Raw genomic sequence first — 15,739 nt, 5'->3', positions numbered from 1 at the left:
CGCCGGTGCAATATGCCGAAGTCGCAGCTCAGCGGGGGTGCCTGGGCAATACGATCGACGAGGCCTTCAGCAGCGCGTGGCCGAATCCGCAAGTCAGTCCGACCCCGCCACCGTGAGCGGTGCCGGGGTCTCGTCGTGCGCGGCGCAGCCGCAGAGCGGAGCGGACAGATGCCATTCTTCACCACGAACCGGTCCTCGGAGAGCAACCAGAACGTGCAGCGGACGTTCGTCGACGTCCTGTACGACCACACCGGCTATCTCGAGGCGAACGGCGGGCGGCTCGGGCCGGGCGGGGCGCTGTCCGGCCGGTCCGTCGCGGTCGTCGGCGCCGGGATGGCCGGCCTCGCGGCGGCCTACCTGCTGGACCAGCAGGGCGCGAAGGTCACGATCTTCGAGGCGTCCGAGCGGGGCGGTGGCCGGGTGCGGTCGCTGTCCCCGGTGCCCGGGGATCCGGCGGTCTTCGAGATGGGCGCGATGCGTGTCCCGCCGTCGGAGCAGCTGTTCAACCACTTCGCCGCGCAGTTCGGGATCAAGCCGTACGGGCAGTTCCCCGACCCCGGGAAGGTGAACACCAGCATCATCTTCCAGAACACGACGTACGACTGGGCGGCCGGGCTCAAGGCGCCGGCCATCTTCGACAACGTGAGCGCCGGCTGGGACGCGCTCGCCGGGTACTGGATGCAGCAGGTGGGGAACAACCTCGCCGACCCGGCCCGGTTCCCGATGGCGCGGGACAACTGGCAGCGCCTGATCCACCCGTCGACCCCGGACGGGCCGGAGCGGGGCTACAGCCAGGTCTCGTTCTACCAGGGGCTCGTGCAGGCGTTCGTGGAGAACCCCGGCCGGTGGGGCACGAAACGGTGGACCGCGCAGGACTTCGCGTTGTTCGGCGCGCTGGGCCTCGGCTCCGGCGGTTTCGGGCCGCTGTACCAGGTGAACTTCGCGGAGATCGCGCGGCTCGTCGTGAACGGGCTCGAGACGGATCAGCAGTTCTATCCGTCGGGGCTGGGCGGTATCGCCGACGGGTTCGTGCAGCGGCTGCGGTCCTCGCAGATCCAGTTCCGCACCAAGGTGATCGGCGTCGCGCAGACCGGGGACCGGCCGACCGTCACGTTCCAGCCGCCGTCGACGACCGGGCCGGAGAAGGCGCGGTTCGACGCGGTCGTCGTGGCGACCACCACCCGCGCGATGGAGGTCGACATGGGCATCACCAGCGCACCGGAGTGGCTGCTGCCCGGGGCGACCGGCACCGCGCTGCGCGAGATCCACCTGATGAACTCCTCGAAGCTGTTCGTGCTCACGAGGACCAAGTTCTGGAAAGGCACCGACCTACCGCAGAACATCCAGACGGACGGTCTCTGCCGCGGCCTGTACTGCCTGGACTACCCCGACAGCGACTACGGCGTCGTGCTGATCAGCTATTCCTGGGGTGACGACTCCACGAAGTACATCGCGCTGCGCGACGCGAAGCAGCGGCTCGACACCCTGCTGGACTCGCTCGCCCCGGGGGCGCCGCAGTTCGTGCGGGCCCTGCGGGAGCAGATCGTCCCGGACCGGACCGCAATGGTCGACTGGCAGCTGGAGCAGCAGTACTACGGCGCGTTCAAGCTCAACTATCCGGGCCAGGACACGGAGAACGCGAACCTCTACTACCAGTTCCTGGACCGTTCCCCGGCGGGCATCTACCTCGCCGGCGACAGCGTCGGCTGGTGCGGCGGCTGGATCGAGGGTGCCCTGCAGACCGGGGTCAACGCGGCGGCCGCCGTCGCGCAGCGCCTCGCCGGGCAGGGCGGGCTCTTCCCGGGCAGCCCGATGACGCAGGTGAGTGACCGGTACGACTACGGCCCCTGAGCGAAACAGTGGGCGCTGACGAACATGTTCGCTACGATCGTGTTATGAGTCCACGCCGGGTCCCCGTCAGCCGCCGCGACCGGCCCGCCAAGGCGCCGCTGAGCCGCGAGTCCCTGATCGCCGCGGCGCTGCGGGTCATGCGGGAGGAGGGGCTGGAGCGGGTCACGATGCGCCGGCTCGGCGCGGAGCTCGACACCGGGCCGGCGTCGCTCTACGTGTATGTGCGCAACACGGCGGAGCTGCACGGCGCGGTGCTGGACGAGCTCCTCGCCGACCTGCGGCCGCCGGCCACGGGCGACTGGCGGGACCGGCTCATCGAGCTGCTGTGGAGCTACACGCGCCTGCTGTTCGCCTATCCGAGCCTCGCCCGGTCCGTGCTGACCCTGCGGCCGTCCGGGCCGAACTACCTGCGGCTGATCGACACCGCCCTGGGGCTGCTGCACGCCGGCGGGGTGCCGGACCGGCGGGCCGCCTGGGGCGTCGACCTGCTGCTGCAGCAGGCCACCGCCGCCGCGGCCGAGCAGGGCAGCCGGGCGGAGGAGGCCGACGCCGCCCGCGAGCAGCAGGACCTGGCCGAAGCGGTGGCGGAGGCGCCCGCCGACACGTATCCGCACCTCGCCCGGGTGCGCGGGGAGCTGTTCTCCGGCACCGGCGAGGAGCGCCAGCGCTGGGCGTTCGCCGCGGTCATCGACGGCCTGCGCTGAGCTTTCCGTATCAGTCACGAACATGTTCGTCACGAACACATTCCCCGACAAGGAGCGGTCATGACCACCATCGACATCGTCGGAGCCGGGCTCGGCGGACTGACCCTGGCCCGGGTCCTGCACGTCCACGGCATCCCCGCCACCATCCACGAGCTGGACGGGTCACCGGACGCCCGCACCCAGGGCGGCATGCTCGACATCCACGACTACAACGGGCAGGTCGCCCTGCGCGAGGCCGGCCTCCTCGACCGGTTCCGGGCGATCATCCACGCCGGCGGCGAGGCCACCCGCGTCCTGGACCGGCACAACACCGTCCGCCGGGAGGACGCCGACGACGGCGACGGCGGCCGCCCGGAGGTCGACCGGGGCCGGTTGCGGCAGCTCCTGCTCGACTCGCTGCCCGGCGGCACCATCCGCTGGGGAAGCAAGGTCACCGGGGTCCGCGCCCTCGGCGACGGGCGGCACGAGCTGACCTTCGCCGACGGCCGTGCCGAGGTCGCCGAGGTACTGGTCGGCGCCGACGGCGCCTGGTCCCGGATCCGCCCGCTGCTGTCCGACGCCGCACCCGCATACACCGGGGTGTCGTTCGTCGAGGTCGACCTGCACGACGCCGACACCCGCCACCCGGGACCCGCCGCGGTCGTCGGCGCCGGGATGCTCTTCGCGCTCGGCCCCGGCAAGGGGTTCCTCGCCCACCGCGAGCCCGACGGCAGCCTGCACATCTACTGCGCCCTGCGGGTCCCGGCCGGCTGGGCATCCACTGTGGACTTCGCCGACCCCGGCAGGAGCAAGGCCGTCCTGCTGGAGCAGTTCGACGGCTGGGCTCCCGAGCTGCGGGCCCTCATCACCGAGGCGGACGGGCCGCTGGTCCCCCGCGCCATCAACGCCCTGCCGGTCGAGCACCGCTGGGACCGCGTCCCCGGCGTGACCCTGCTCGGCGACGCCGCGCACCTCATGTCGCCGTTCGCCGGCGAGGGCGCCAACCTGGCCATGCTCGACGGCGCCTCGCTCGGCACGGCGATCGCCGCGCACCCGGGCGACGTGGAGGCCGCGCTGACGGCATACGAGCGGGAGCTCTTCCCGCGCAGCGCCGACGCCGCCCGCGACGCCGCCGACAACCTCGCGCTCTGCTTCGAGGACACCGCACCGCAGGGCCTGCTCGACCGGTTCGCGGCGTACGACGCATGACGCCGGCAGTGTGACCCTCGGCCGGACGGCCAAGGCCGGCGCCTGATCGGGGTACACCGGCCGGACGGCACGGGCTCCCCCACGGCGGGAACAACGGGCCCGTCGGGCGAGGTCAGCCCGAGGGCCGCTGCCTACCGTGAGCGGGTCAGCGGTCAGCGAGGAAAGGCCCAGCACAGTCATGGTCATTGGAGTCCGGGTCCGCCGCGTGGCGGGCACGATGTTGGCGGCCGCCGTGCTCGCCGCGGTCGGGGCGGCACAGCCGGCGGCCGCGGTCATCGGCGGGTTCGCGGCGCACGAGAACGGCAGGACGCTCGTTCCGGCGCTGGTGCGGCTCGAGGCGGACGGCGGGCTGCGGTACGACGTCACCGAGTACTGCACCGGGACGATCATCGCGCCGCGCTGGGTCCTCACGGCGCAGCACTGCACGAACAAGGGCAAGAAGCAGGGCGACCCGTACAAGGCGAGGCACATCATGGTGCGGCCGGACGCGTCCGTCACCTCGCCCGGAGGGCGGCGGCTGAAGGTCAGCGAGATCTGGCGGATGGACGGCTACGACGAGAACACGATGGCCAACGACGTCGCGCTGCTCAGGCTCGCCGAGCCGTTCCCGAACGTCACGCCGATCCGGATCGCGGCGCGGCCGATCCCGGCGGGCGTCAACGCCTACGCGTACGGCTTCGGCGAGACCGCCGAGGGCAAGGGCGACATCCAGCGCCTGCCGCTGGTCGCCGAGGTCAAGAACGTGCCGCGGGCCTGGGTGAACACGATGAGCTGCACCGTGCCCGCGCTGCCGGCGAACATGATGTACGTGCGCAGCGTCATCGGCGGGCACTCCTCCGGCGACAGCGGCGGCCCGACCCTGGAGTGGGAGGCCGGCGTGCCGGAGCTGTTCGCCGTGACCAGCGGCGGCGGGGACAGCGCGACGTGCGGCAAGGGCGACATGACGAACCGGCCGGCGTCCTGGTTCGGCCGCAGCAACCGCGTCGACCGGCAGAGCATGGCGTGGCGCTTCATCGTCGGCCACGTGCCGAGCCTCAACCAGGCGGTCCCGACGATTCCGTGAGGTTTCTGCAATCCGGGTGGGTCGGCGCGCAGCTGTACAAGGACGCCTGACCGCACCTACCCGAAGGGACCCCGCATGCCGGAGAGGTTCACACCCGCCCCCAACGCCCGGTCGTCGAGCTCGTGCACGCCGCGCGGGGCGGCGACCGCGACGCGCTCGGTGCGCTGGTCCGCGCCGGCGGGACGGCGTGGGGGGCGGCGCGGTGGCGGGCGCGGCGACCTTCCGGTCCACCGATCCCACCACCGCGCAGGGCGCCCGCCAGGCCGACGGGCGCCTGCCCCTCACCGACTTCCTCGTCGCCGTCGCAACCGCGGACGCCGGCGCCGGGATGCGGGAGCCGTGACGGTCACATGACGATGTTCGCCTGCGGGCCGCTGTAGGTCTTCACCAGGTTCGGCACGTCGGCGGCCGGGTCCAGGGTGTAGGAGTAGAAGCTGCCCGGGTTGAACGCCGAGCCTCTCGTCTCCTGCCGTCCGCTGCTGTTGACCACGATGCTGCCCGACTGCTTCAGCTGCGCGTTCGCGTCCGGGTAGTAGGGGTTGTTCACGTGGTCGAAGTAGCTGTTCTCCAGGACCATCTTCGTGGCGCCGCGGGCGTAGTTGCCGTAGCTGGTCACGTTCTGCAGGTAGTTGTTGTACAGGTGGGCGTAGGCGAGGTTGTCCGCGCTCGGGTTGCGCTGCGCGGTGTCGTGCAGCCAGTTGTGGTGGATGGTCATGCGGGCCACCACGTTCTCGGTCCAGCCGATGCCGAACGTCTTGTTGTGGTTGCCGAGGATGTTCCAGGACACGGTGACGTTGTTCGTGTCCTTGCGCGAGTCGATGTAGCCGTCGTTGATGTTCGTGAACGTGTTGTGGTCGATCCACACGTGGTCGGCGGTGTCCATCTGGATGCCGTCGTAGTCGAAGTCCTTGTCGTCGGGGTCGTCGGACGCGACCGCCGTGTCCCCGATCGTCAGGTTCCGGATGATGACGTTCCGCACGCCGGCGCCGAGGAAGAACCCGCCGTTCTTGATGCGGCCGGTCTTCCCGACGCCGACAAGGGTCTTGTTGGAGGCGACGGGGATCTCGTAGCCGTAGTTCGGCACGGTGATGGTGCCGCTGACCCGGATGACGTAGGCGGCGGACGCCGTCGCGTACTTGAGCAGGTCGGCGTAGGTGGTGACGGTCACGGCCGTGCCGCCGGCGCCGCCGGTCGTGCCCTGCGCGAAGCCGTCGGCGGTGTTCGACCAGGTCCTGGCGCTGCCCCCGGCGGCCGGGTTGAACGACCACTGCATCCGGGCGACGTCGGCGCAGGGCTCCTGGACGATCGGGTTGTTACCGGCGGTGGAGCCGTCCTTGTTGCTGACGCACAACCCGTTCGCCGCGCTCTTCACCAGGTACTTGCCGGACGCGGCGGCACTGGCGGTCAGCTGCCACGTCTGGTTCGCCGAGCCGCCGCACGTCCACTGCCACAGCTGGGTGCCGGTGGTCGTCGAGGAGTACGGCACGTCGACGCACCTGCCGCTGCTCTTGACCACGAGCCCGTAGGCGCCGCTCTGCGCGACGACCGACAGCTGCTGCTCGGCCGCGGCGGTGTTGCAGGCGACCTGGGTGAGCAGGCCGCCGTTGCCGGTCCCGGCGGCGGTGACGCACTTGCCGCTGGCGCCGGAGGCGAGGGTATAGACGCCGCCGTTCACGGGGGCGACGGCCGCCTCCGACGGCCACACGGTGACGGCCACGACACCGGCGGAGGTCGCGAGGACCGACGCGACCAGGACGGCCGTTCTGCGGTACTGCACTGGGGTGCTCCTTTGTTAGACGGGGTTCCAGCCATCGGATCCCGCGAGGTACCTCTGCGGGGTGTAGTTCGGTGCCTGCGCGTCGCTGAGCTGCGGGCGGTTGCCGTTCGTGCCCGCGCCGGAGCCCGTGTTGCGGTACTCGGCGAACCGCGCGTTCTTCCACGTGTTCGTCGACATGTCCGTCCACGGCTGCGACGTGCGGACCGTGGCGCTGAGGTTCGACTCGCGGTACAGCACCTGCGCGCCCTGCCGCCACGGCCGGCCCAGCGTGGTGTTGTTGCCGCCGGCGCCGGTGATCGTGCACTTGTAGAACAGGAAGCCGTAGGTCTTCTCCGGCGGTGTGCTCGCCGCGGTCATCGTGCCGCCGGTGCTGCGCTTCTCGTGGATGGTGGAGGCGTTGAAGACCGCGATGCCGGCACCGAAGATGAAGTCGGTGGTGCCTTCGATGTACGAGCGGGTGAAGTACGTACGGGCGTTGCCGTCGACGAGGAACGTGTCCTGGTCGCCGAGCAACCGCACGTTGTCGAACCGGGCCCGGTCCGCGTCGAGGTACAGCGCCAGGGCCTGGTCGCCGGTCTCGTAGGTGTTCTCGTCGTAGTCGTTGGCGATGCTCAGGTTGAGCGCCGTGAACTCCTTGCCGAGCACGCCGACGGTGGCGCTGCCCTGCAGCCCGTAGTGCCCGGCGTCGCGGTTGCCGACGATCGTCGTCTGGCTTGGCGACGTGCCGAGGCCCTGCAGGGTGATGAACGGCTTGTTCGCCGGCACGGTGACGATCTCGCGGTAGGTCCCGGCCTTGACGGTGATGACCCTGCGCGTGGTGTTGTTCGCCGGGACCGCGTCCACGGCCTGCTGCACGGTCCGGTAGGTGCCGCTGCCGTCGGCGGCGACGGTCGGCTTGCCCGCCGGTGACGTCGGCGTCGCCGGCCCGGACACGTAGTTGAACGACCACTGCATCCGCGCGATGTCCGCGCAGGGTTCCTGCACGATCGGGTTGTTACCGGCGGTGGAGCCGTCCTTGTTGCTGACGCACAACCCGTTCGCCGCGCTCTTCACCAGGTACTTGCCGGACGCGGCGGCACTGGCGGTCAGCTGCCACGTCTGGTTCGCCGAGCCGCCGCACGTCCACTGCCACAGCTGGGTGCCGGTGGTCGTCGAGGAGTACGGCACGTCGACGCACTTGCCGCTGTTGACGTTGACGAGGCCGTAGGCGCCGCTCTGCGCGACGACCGACAGCTGCTGCTCCGTGGCCGCCGCGTTGCACGCCACCTGCTGCAGCAGGCCGCCGTTGCCGGTCCCGGCGCCGGCGACCGTGACGCACTTGCCGCTGGAGCCGGACGCGAGGGTGTACACACCACCACCGACCGCGCGACGGCCGCCTCCGTCGGCCACACGGACAGCGTGACGACCCCGGCGGACGCCGCCACGCAGGCGAGCGCGACCGAGAGTATTCGTGGGCGTCTTCCCACAGGCCCCTCCCTTCAACCGCAAACGAATCCCGTTTGTCGTTGAAGGAGGTGCGTCCGGCCGCCCGCCGATTACGGTTTTCCCGTGACCGGTCCTGTCCGCCGCCGTGCGGCCGTGAAACTTTCGCCGTGCCGGTCGGGCCGGTCGGGTTAAGGGGCCGGGCGCAGGTGGAGCTCGCCGGCGATGGCGGTCAGCGCGGGGACGACGTCGCCGTCGGCGGGCTGGACCTGGACGCAGACGTGGTCGGCGCCGGCGTCGAGGTGGGCGCGGACGGCGGCGGCGAGGGCCGTGGCGTCGCCGTGCGCGATGATCCGGTCGACGAGGTGGTCGCTGCCCTCGCCCGCGGTGTCCTGCTCGGTGAACCCGGCGCGGTGCATGGTGCTGGTGTAGTTCACCAGGCCCAGGTACCGGGTGAGGAAGGCGCGGGCGCTGCGCCGGGCGGTTTCCGGGTCGGGGTCCAGCACGACCGTCTGCTCGGGTGCGACCAGCGCGTCCGGGCCGAGCGTGGCCCGTGCCTCGGCGGTCTGCGCGGCGACGGTGAGATACGGGTGGGTGCCGGCGCTGCGCTCGGCGGCCAGGGCGAGCATGCGCGGCCCGAGCGCGGACAGCACCCGGGACGCGGCGGGCACGCCCCGCTCGTCGAGGACGTCGAGGTAGCGGGCCATCGCCTCGATGGGGCGGTTGCGGCCCGCGTTGGCCTCGCGGTGCCCGGACCCGATGCCGAGCAGCAGCCGCCCGGGGTGCCGGTCCTGGATGCGGTGGTAGGAGTCGGCGAGCTCGGCCGGGTCGGACGACCAGATGTTGACGATGCCGGTGGCGACGACGATCGAATCGGTGCCGTCGAGCAGGGCCTCGGCCGGCCGCAGGTCCGAACCCGGGGAGCCGCCCAGCCAGACGGCGCCGTACCCGAGACCCTCGATGGTCCTGGCCAGCGCCGGGTCGACGGCGGTGACGCCCCGCCACACGCCGACGGTGCCGAGCCTTCCGCTCCAGCTCATCCGCTTCCTCCTCCGGTGCCCGCCCCGCACGGAGCGCACGACCGTGGCCCCCGCTGATCCACTGTAGACCGCGGGACCGCTGGTCACGGGGTTACGCGGGGGTGGCGTGCGGCGGTACCGGACACATCACGGTTCGGTGAATATTTACCGGTACCGCTGTTGTGTTGGAGATCGTTTGTCCGGTCGTGTCCGACATCGGCGCCGACGGGCGCCCCCCACGGATCGCTTTTGATCGTTACGTTGCGCGCCCGGGCGCCGAATGCCCCGGCTCGTAGCGAAGGACGGAACATGCACGTTGATGGTTCACGGGGGCGGCGCGGACGGCTCGCGGCCGTAGCGCTGACCATGGTCGCCGCCGCGCTGCCGGCGCTGGCGCCGGACGTCGCGGCCGCCGCGCCGCCGGCCGGCAACCCGGCCAGCGCACCACTCACCGCCGAACAGGCCCTGGCCCAGGCCAAGGCGACCCGCAAGCCGGTCGACGTGACCGGCTCGACCACCGCGACGGACACGCTCGTCGCCAACCCGACCGGCACGTTCACGCTGACCCGGGCGGCGGCACCGGTCCGCAAGCGGGTCGGCGGGCAGTGGAAGACGCTCGACGCGACGCTGCGCCGCAACGGCGACGGCTCGATCAGCCCGGCGGTGGCCACCGGCGACCTGCGGCTGTCCGGCGGCGGGACCGGCCCGGCCGTGACGATGACCGACACCGGCCGGTCCCTCGGCCTCGAGGTGCCGTTCACGCTGCCGGAGCCGACACTGTCCGGCGCGACCGCGACGTACAAGAGCGTGCTGCCCGGCGTCGACCTGCAGCTGACCGCCGACACCCAGGGCGGGGTCCGGCAGGTGCTCGTCGTGCGCGACGCGAAGGCGGCGGCGAACCCGGCGCTGGCGAAACTGCGGATGGGCACGAAGACCACCGGGCTGAGCGTCACCGCTGACGGTGCCGGCAACCTCGCCGCGAAGGACGACAAGGGCCGGCCGGTGTTCAGCGCCGCCGCCCCGATCATGTGGGACTCGGCCACCGCGGCGACTGCCGGGACGATGCGGTCCGTGGCGCCGGGCACCATCGAGGAGCCGTCGACGGCGGACGGGCCGGGCTCGCACGCCCGGACCGCGCAGCTCGGCACCGCGGCGAAGATGACCTCGGCGAGCTCCGGTGAGATCAACCTCGTGCCGGACAGCACCGTGCTGAAGGGCGAGGGCACCACCTACCCGGTCTACATCGACCCGGGCTGGGAGCCGATCGGCCCGGCCAGGAGCGCCTGGTCCACCGTCACGGCCAACTTCCCGAGCAGCAACTACTGGAACAACACACCGGACCCGCAGGGCCGCATGCAGGTCGGCAACTCCGGCTCCATGAAGTCCCGGACGCTGGTCAACTTCGCGATCCCGGTCGGCACCCTCGCCGGTGCCACCATCCAGGAGGCGCGGCTGTACGTGCTCAACCAGTACTCGTACAGCTGCACGGCGAAGCAGCTCAACATCACCGCCCCCAGCGCGACGCTCACCTCGGGCAACGCCAACTGGAACGCGTGGAAAGACAACATGGGCACCGTCGTCGCCACCGGCACGTTCGCCCACGGCTACAACAGCGGCTGCGCCGCCGCCGGGGAGTCGTTCGTCGTCACCAGCACCATCGTCGCGGACGTGGCGGCCTCCCGGGCCACCCGCACGTTCGGCATGATGGGCGGCGACGAGAACGTCGGCAACTACAAGGAGTTCACCGTCAGCGGGACGACGCTGTCGGTCACCTACAACCACGCGCCGGACAAGCCGCAGAATCTCACCACATCGCCGGCGTCGGCCTGCGCCGCCAGCCCGCCGTCGACGATCGGCGACGGCAACGTCAGCCTGTTCGCGCCGGTGTCGGACCGCGAGGGCGGCAGCCTCGGCGTCACCTACGAGCTCTGGAAGACCTCCGACGCCGGCCACACCCTGCTCGCCACCTCGAATCCGGCGCTGCTGACCGCGCCCTCCGGCTCCAACGCGACCCTCATCGTGCCGGTCAACGTCCTGCGGACCGCGGCCAACGGGAGCCTCACCCAGTTCTCCTGGCGGGTGAAGGTCACCGACACCGTCTACGACAGCCCGTGGTCGGACACGTGCACGTTCGCCTACGACCCGACCCGCACCGGCGCGCCGACCGTGACGAAGCCGGCGAGCACGACGATCGGGCAGCCGGCGACGTTCACGATCGCGGGTCCGGCCACCGGACCGGCGCCCACCGGCTACCTGTACCAGCTCAACGCCGGCCCGCCGACCCAGGTCACCGCGACGTCGGGCAACGCCTCCATCACGGTCACCCCGAACCGGTCCACCAACGTGCTGACCGTGACGAGCCTGTCGGCCGGCAGCAACATCGGTGACAACGCCACCGTCGTGTTCAACTCCAACGCCGCGGCGGCGCAGGCCGATCAGGACACCACCGGCGACGGCAAGGCCGACCTGCACGCCGTCGGCGCGGTCAACAGCATCCCGGCCGGGCTGTGGCAGGCCCGCGGCACCGGCTCAGCGATCGACGTGGCCGGCATCAACATCGGCGCCAACGGCAACGGCGTGATGGGCGACAACCTGCCGTCCAACTTCGACGGCGCGAAGGTCGTCACCGGCCGCTTCACCGGCACCGGGCTGCAGGACTTCCTGGTGTACTACCCGGGCGGCGCCAACCCGGGCAGCGGCATGGTCATCAACGGCATCGGCGACGGCTCGGTGCTGCAGGCGCACCGCTCCGGCAACGAGCACACCATCTCCGCCGGGATGCTCAGCGACATCAACAGCCTCAACCCGCTGCAGGTGGTCAACGCCTACAACAGCGCGGGGCAGGGCCTGGCCTACCCGGACCTGCTCACCGTCAACGGTGACGCCGGCAACGGCTACTACCTCACCTACATCCCCAACCAGAACGGCCTGAACAACTACCAGTTCCCGTACCAGCTGAGCACGCAACCGCCGGTGGGGGGCACCACCTGGCAGGCGTGGACGATCACCACCGCGCAGACGGCGTCGGGCACGCAGATGTTCCTGTGGCACAAGGCGACCGGCGCGCTGTACCTGTGGAAGAACGTGACCGCCGACCTGAACGCCGGCACGCTCGCCTACACCCAGTACCAGCTGGCGACCGGCTGGTACACCAACGCGAACGTCGCGCTGCAGGCGGCCGACGTCAACGCCGACGGCACCGCCGACGTGTGGGCCGTGGGCCCGTCGCAGGGCGTCGGGACGTGGCTGGTGAGCAACCTCAGCGGCAGCACGGGCACGCTCACCCAGCGCAGCGGCCAGACGCTCATCACGTCCGAGCATTATTGGCCGCTGGACAAGCTGGCCGGCAGCACGGTCGCGGACACCACCGGCGGCACCACACTGACCGCGTCCGGCACGGCCGGCAACGTCGTGCAGCACACCGGCGACACGTTCGACCCGAGCATCCGGCTCAACACGACCTCGTCCGGCACGGTCGTCGCCAGCCCCAACGGGACCCTGATGAACAGCACGCCGATCGTCAACACCAACGGCTCGTTCTCGGTGTCGGTGTGGGTCAAGCCGACCGCCGAGGGCGGCGTCATCCTCTCCGAGGACGGCGCGAACACGGCACGCTTCTACCTGTCCTCCGACGCGACGAACCACGAGTGGCGCTTCGGCATGGCGACGTCGGACACCGGCACGGCCACCTATGTCGTGGCGAGGGCCCCGGCGGTCAACCCGATCGGCGTGTGGACGCACCTGGTCGCGGCCTACGACGTGCAGTCGCAGGCGATGACGCTGTACGTCAACAAGGTGCACAAGGCGACCGAGAAGCACACCACGACGGTGTCATGGCCGGCGACCGGCGGGTTCGTGATCGGCAGCGCGAAGTTCGGCGGTGTCCGCGGCTCGTACTTCGCCGGGCAGGTCAGCCAGGCGCAGGCGTGGAACAGCCGGCTCACGGCGGCGATGGTCGGCTCGCCGGGCAACGGGATCTCGTGGAACACCAACCACCTCGCGGTAGGCGGCAGCGCGTTCAAGGACATCGCCGTGGGTGACCTCAACAACGACGGCAAGGTCGACCTCGTCGGTGTCACCGGCGCCGGGCCCGGCAACGTGTACATCATCCCGAGCATCGGCATCAACGGCCTCGGCTGGGGCACGATGACGCTCATCAACGGCGCCACCAACTGGACCAGGGTCGCGGTCGGCGACATGAACAACGACGGCAGGAACGACCTGGTCGGCATGACGTCCAACGGCAACGTGTACATGGTGCCGAACAACGTCGTCAACGGCATCAGCTGGGGCGCGACGACGCTGATCTACGGCCTCAGCCCGTACGCCGACATCGCCGTCGGTGACCTGGAGACCAACGGCAAGACCGACCTGGTCGGCGTCAACTCCCTGGGCGACGTCTACACGACCCAGAACAACGCCACCAACGGCCTGTCCTGGGGCCCCAACGTGAACATCATCTTCCACAGCGCCTTCCGCAACCTCTCCGTCGGCGACATGAACAACGACGGCAAGAGCGACCTCGTCGGCAACACGTCCAACGGCGACGTCTACGACCTGCCGCACAACGGCACGGCCTTCGGACCGCAGGTGCTCATCGACGCGCTCAGCGGGTTCGTGCAGATCGGGGTCGGTGACCTGAACAACGACGGCAAGTGCGACCTCGTCGGCGTCGACGCGGGCACCAACGTCTGGGACATCGCCAACAACGCATAACCGTTGCACCCCGCGGCGGGCTCCGTGCCCGCCGCGGGTCACCGGGCGAGCCTGCGCGCCTGGCCGGTGACGGCCGCCAGGAAGGCGGTCAGGGCGGGCGCCGGCGGGGTGTCCCGGGTGACCGCGACGAGCCGCCGGGCGAGGGTCGCCTCCGCGAGGTCACGCACGGCGATCGCCGGGTCGGCGGCGGGCAGCGACAGCGGCGGCAGGAGCGCGACGGCGCCCGTGGCACGGACCAGCTCCAGCTGCACGTCGGCGTCGCTGGAGCGGTGGCGCAGGTCCGGCTCGTACCCGCCGAGGACGCGGCACGTGCCGACGACCATCGCGTGGTGGCCGGTGCCTTCGGCCGAGGCGGTCCACACGTCGGCGCGCAGCATCGTGATCGGGACCGGGCCGCCCGGTGCGGCGAGCGGGTGCGCCGCGGGCAGCACCACCTTCAGCCGCTCCTCGAGCAGGGTCGTGAAGCGCATCCCGGCCGGGCGGGGGCGCGGATGGCCGTCGTAGTCGTCGCCGATGACCAGGTCGACGGCCCCGAGCCGCAGGCCGGGCAGGGCCTGTTCGAGCTCCAGCTCGAAGATCTCCGCACGGACCCGCGGGTGCTCGGCCTGCATGCGGGCGACCGCGGGCACGAGCAGGCGGCGGGCCGCGGACTGCAGGCCGCCGGCACGCACCGTGCCGCGGATGTCGCCGCCGAGCGCGGCCAGGTCGGACTCCGCGGCCTCGGCAGCGCTCAGCAGCACCCTCGCGTGCTGCGCGAGGAGCCGCCCCGCGTCGTTGAGCCGCACGCCCCGGCCGGCCTTCTCCAGCAGCGCCGTGCCGACGTCCTTCTCCAGCAGGGCCAGCTGCTGCGAGACCGTGGACGGGCTGTAGCCGAGGGCGGTGGCGACCGCGGCGAGGGTGCCGCGCTCCTCGAACTCGCGCAGGAACCGCAGGCGCCGGAGGTCCAGAGCGACCATGCGGGAATCCTAACGAATCAGCTCCATGATTCATCGCTGGACCTGCAGCTTCCGGTGCCTGAAGCTGCATCGCATGGGACCGCTGTTATGTCTGGTGTCCGCGGCGTGCTTCGGCGCGCTCGGGATCTTCGGCAAGTTCGCCTACGACGCGGGTGTGTCGCTGGAGGCGCTGCTGCTCGTGCGGTTCGCACTGGCGGCCGCCCTGCTGTGGCTGGTCCTGCTCGTCCGGCCGGAGCTGCGGCGGATGCCGGGCGGTAGTCGTACACCTGCCGAAACCGCTGCCGGAGGCCGGGGGAAGGTGCTGGCCACCGCGGTCGGGCTCGGCGCCGTCGGCTATGCCCTGCAGTCGGGCTTCTACTTCGCCGCGCTGGAGCGGATGGACGCGTCGCTGCTGTCGCTGATCCTCTACACCTACCCGGTCCTGGTCACCGTGGCCGCGGTCCTGATCGGCCGGGAGCGGCTCACCGCGGGGCGCGGTGCGGCGCTGCTGGTCGCGTCGGCCGGGACGCTGCTGGTGCTGCTCGGCGCCGGCGGCGGCACCTTCGACGCCCTCGGTGCCCTGTTCGGCTTCGGCACCGCGGTCGTCTACACCGTCTACATCCTGGTCGCCGACACGGTGGTACACCGGCTGCCGCCGATCCTGCTGTGCGCGCTGGTGATGACCGGCGCCGCCGGCAGCTACGGCCTGCGGTCCGCGGTGTCCGGCGGGCTCGACCTGAGCTTCGGCCCGGCCGGCTGGTTCTGGCTGGCCTGCATCGCGTTCGTGTCCACGGCGGCGGCGATGCTGACGTTCTTCGCCGGCCTGCAGCGCACCGGCCCGTCGACGGCGGCGATCCTGTCGACGTTCGAGCCGGTCGTCACCACCGGCCTCGCCGCGCTGACCCTCGGTGAGCAGCTGACGCCGATCCAGCTCGCCGGCGGCGTCCTGGTGCTGTCCTGCGTCGCCGTCCTGCAGTTCGGCGGCGCCCGGCGCGTGGAGACCCGCGAGCCGGCGATGGCGGCCCAGCCCGGCTGACCCCGTATGCACATGTTTGCTTTCGTAC

Annotated in this window: 11 protein-coding genes; 7 read left to right on the top strand and 4 right to left on the bottom strand. The window is 71.4% G+C overall.

The features are described 5' to 3' along the window. Positions 1-168: 168 nt before the first annotated feature. The 5 genes from ACZ6TV_RS14325 to ACZ6TV_RS14305 all read left to right on the top strand — a co-directional run bounded on the left by ACZ6TV_RS14325 (position 169) and on the right by ACZ6TV_RS14305 (position 5,149). A complete protein-coding gene (locus ACZ6TV_RS14325; RefSeq protein ID WP_465297593.1) occupies positions 169-1,851 on the top strand; it encodes an NAD(P)/FAD-dependent oxidoreductase in 1,683 nt (560 codons plus the stop codon). Positions 1,852-1,895: 44 nt separating this feature from the next. Next, positions 1,896-2,555, top strand: coding sequence for a TetR/AcrR family transcriptional regulator (locus tag ACZ6TV_RS14320; protein ID WP_465297592.1), 660 nt, complete (start codon positions 1,896-1,898; stop codon positions 2,553-2,555). 60 nt (positions 2,556-2,615) lie between these two features. Next, positions 2,616-3,743 carry an FAD-dependent oxidoreductase gene (locus ACZ6TV_RS14315; RefSeq protein WP_465297591.1) on the top strand — a complete coding sequence of 376 codons (1,128 nt, stop codon included), beginning with the start codon at positions 2,616-2,618 and terminating at the stop codon, positions 3,741-3,743. A 178-nt stretch (positions 3,744-3,921) separates the two neighbouring features. Continuing rightward, complete coding sequence (locus tag ACZ6TV_RS14310; RefSeq protein ID WP_465297590.1) at positions 3,922-4,806, top strand: S1 family peptidase; 885 nt, start codon at positions 3,922-3,924, stop codon at positions 4,804-4,806. A gap of 202 nt (positions 4,807-5,008) precedes the next feature. Then, positions 5,009-5,149: a hypothetical protein gene (locus tag ACZ6TV_RS14305; protein ID WP_465297589.1), complete on the top strand. Its 141-nt coding sequence runs from the start codon at positions 5,009-5,011 to the stop codon at positions 5,147-5,149. A gap of 3 nt (positions 5,150-5,152) precedes the next feature. Here ACZ6TV_RS14305 and ACZ6TV_RS14300 read toward each other — a convergent pair whose 3' ends face one another. The 3 genes from ACZ6TV_RS14300 to ACZ6TV_RS14290 form a co-directional block, all read right to left on the bottom strand. Continuing rightward, positions 5,153-6,583, bottom strand: coding sequence for an RICIN domain-containing protein (locus tag ACZ6TV_RS14300; RefSeq protein WP_465297588.1), 1,431 nt, complete (start codon positions 6,581-6,583; stop codon positions 5,153-5,155). Positions 6,584-6,598: 15 nt separating this feature from the next. Continuing rightward, on the bottom strand, positions 6,599-7,972 hold the full coding sequence (locus ACZ6TV_RS14295; RefSeq protein WP_465297587.1) for a pectinesterase family protein: 1,374 nt from the start codon (positions 7,970-7,972) through the stop codon (positions 6,599-6,601). 224 nt (positions 7,973-8,196) lie between these two features. Then, positions 8,197-9,045 (bottom strand): TIGR03620 family F420-dependent LLM class oxidoreductase, encoded by an 849-nt coding sequence (locus ACZ6TV_RS14290; protein WP_465297586.1) that lies wholly within the window; start codon positions 9,043-9,045, stop codon positions 8,197-8,199. Between the two features lie 288 nt (positions 9,046-9,333). Between ACZ6TV_RS14290 and ACZ6TV_RS14285 the strand changes: the two genes are divergently transcribed. Further along, complete coding sequence (locus ACZ6TV_RS14285) at positions 9,334-13,740, top strand: LamG-like jellyroll fold domain-containing protein (protein ID WP_465297585.1); 4,407 nt, start codon at positions 9,334-9,336, stop codon at positions 13,738-13,740. 38 nt (positions 13,741-13,778) lie between these two features. On the opposite strand, the gene ACZ6TV_RS14280 is transcribed toward ACZ6TV_RS14285, so the two are convergent. Next, positions 13,779-14,696 carry a LysR family transcriptional regulator gene (locus ACZ6TV_RS14280; RefSeq protein ID WP_465297584.1) on the bottom strand — a complete coding sequence of 306 codons (918 nt, stop codon included), beginning with the start codon at positions 14,694-14,696 and terminating at the stop codon, positions 13,779-13,781. A gap of 73 nt (positions 14,697-14,769) precedes the next feature. Here ACZ6TV_RS14280 and ACZ6TV_RS14275 point away from each other — a divergent pair, with 73 nt between their 5' ends. After that, the gene (locus ACZ6TV_RS14275) at positions 14,770-15,711 is read left to right on the top strand and encodes a DMT family transporter (RefSeq protein WP_465297583.1); all 942 of its coding nucleotides are present in this window, start codon (positions 14,770-14,772) and stop codon (positions 15,709-15,711) included. The last annotated feature ends 28 nt before the right edge of the window (positions 15,712-15,739 follow it).

It is taken from the genome of Dactylosporangium sp. NPDC051087 (assembly GCF_055586325.1).
Note: the sequence above shows the minus strand (reverse complement) of the source record. Positions and strands in the feature narration are given on the sequence as shown.

Coding starts and splice junctions, on each gene's coding strand:
- ACZ6TV_RS14325 (WP_465297593.1), top strand. CDS start 169: ATGCCATTCTTCACCACGAACCGGTCCTCGGAGAGCAACCAGAACGTG.
- ACZ6TV_RS14320 (WP_465297592.1), top strand. CDS start 1,896: ATGAGTCCACGCCGGGTCCCCGTCAGCCGCCGCGACCGGCCCGCCAAG.
- ACZ6TV_RS14315 (WP_465297591.1), top strand. CDS start 2,616: ATGACCACCATCGACATCGTCGGAGCCGGGCTCGGCGGACTGACCCTG.
- ACZ6TV_RS14310 (WP_465297590.1), top strand. CDS start 3,922: ATGGTCATTGGAGTCCGGGTCCGCCGCGTGGCGGGCACGATGTTGGCG.
- ACZ6TV_RS14290 (WP_465297586.1), bottom strand. CDS start 9,045: ATGAGCTGGAGCGGAAGGCTCGGCACCGTCGGCGTGTGGCGGGGCGTC.
- ACZ6TV_RS14285 (WP_465297585.1), top strand. CDS start 9,334: ATGCACGTTGATGGTTCACGGGGGCGGCGCGGACGGCTCGCGGCCGTA.
- ACZ6TV_RS14280 (WP_465297584.1), bottom strand. CDS start 14,696: ATGGTCGCTCTGGACCTCCGGCGCCTGCGGTTCCTGCGCGAGTTCGAG.
- ACZ6TV_RS14275 (WP_465297583.1), top strand. CDS start 14,770: ATGGGACCGCTGTTATGTCTGGTGTCCGCGGCGTGCTTCGGCGCGCTC.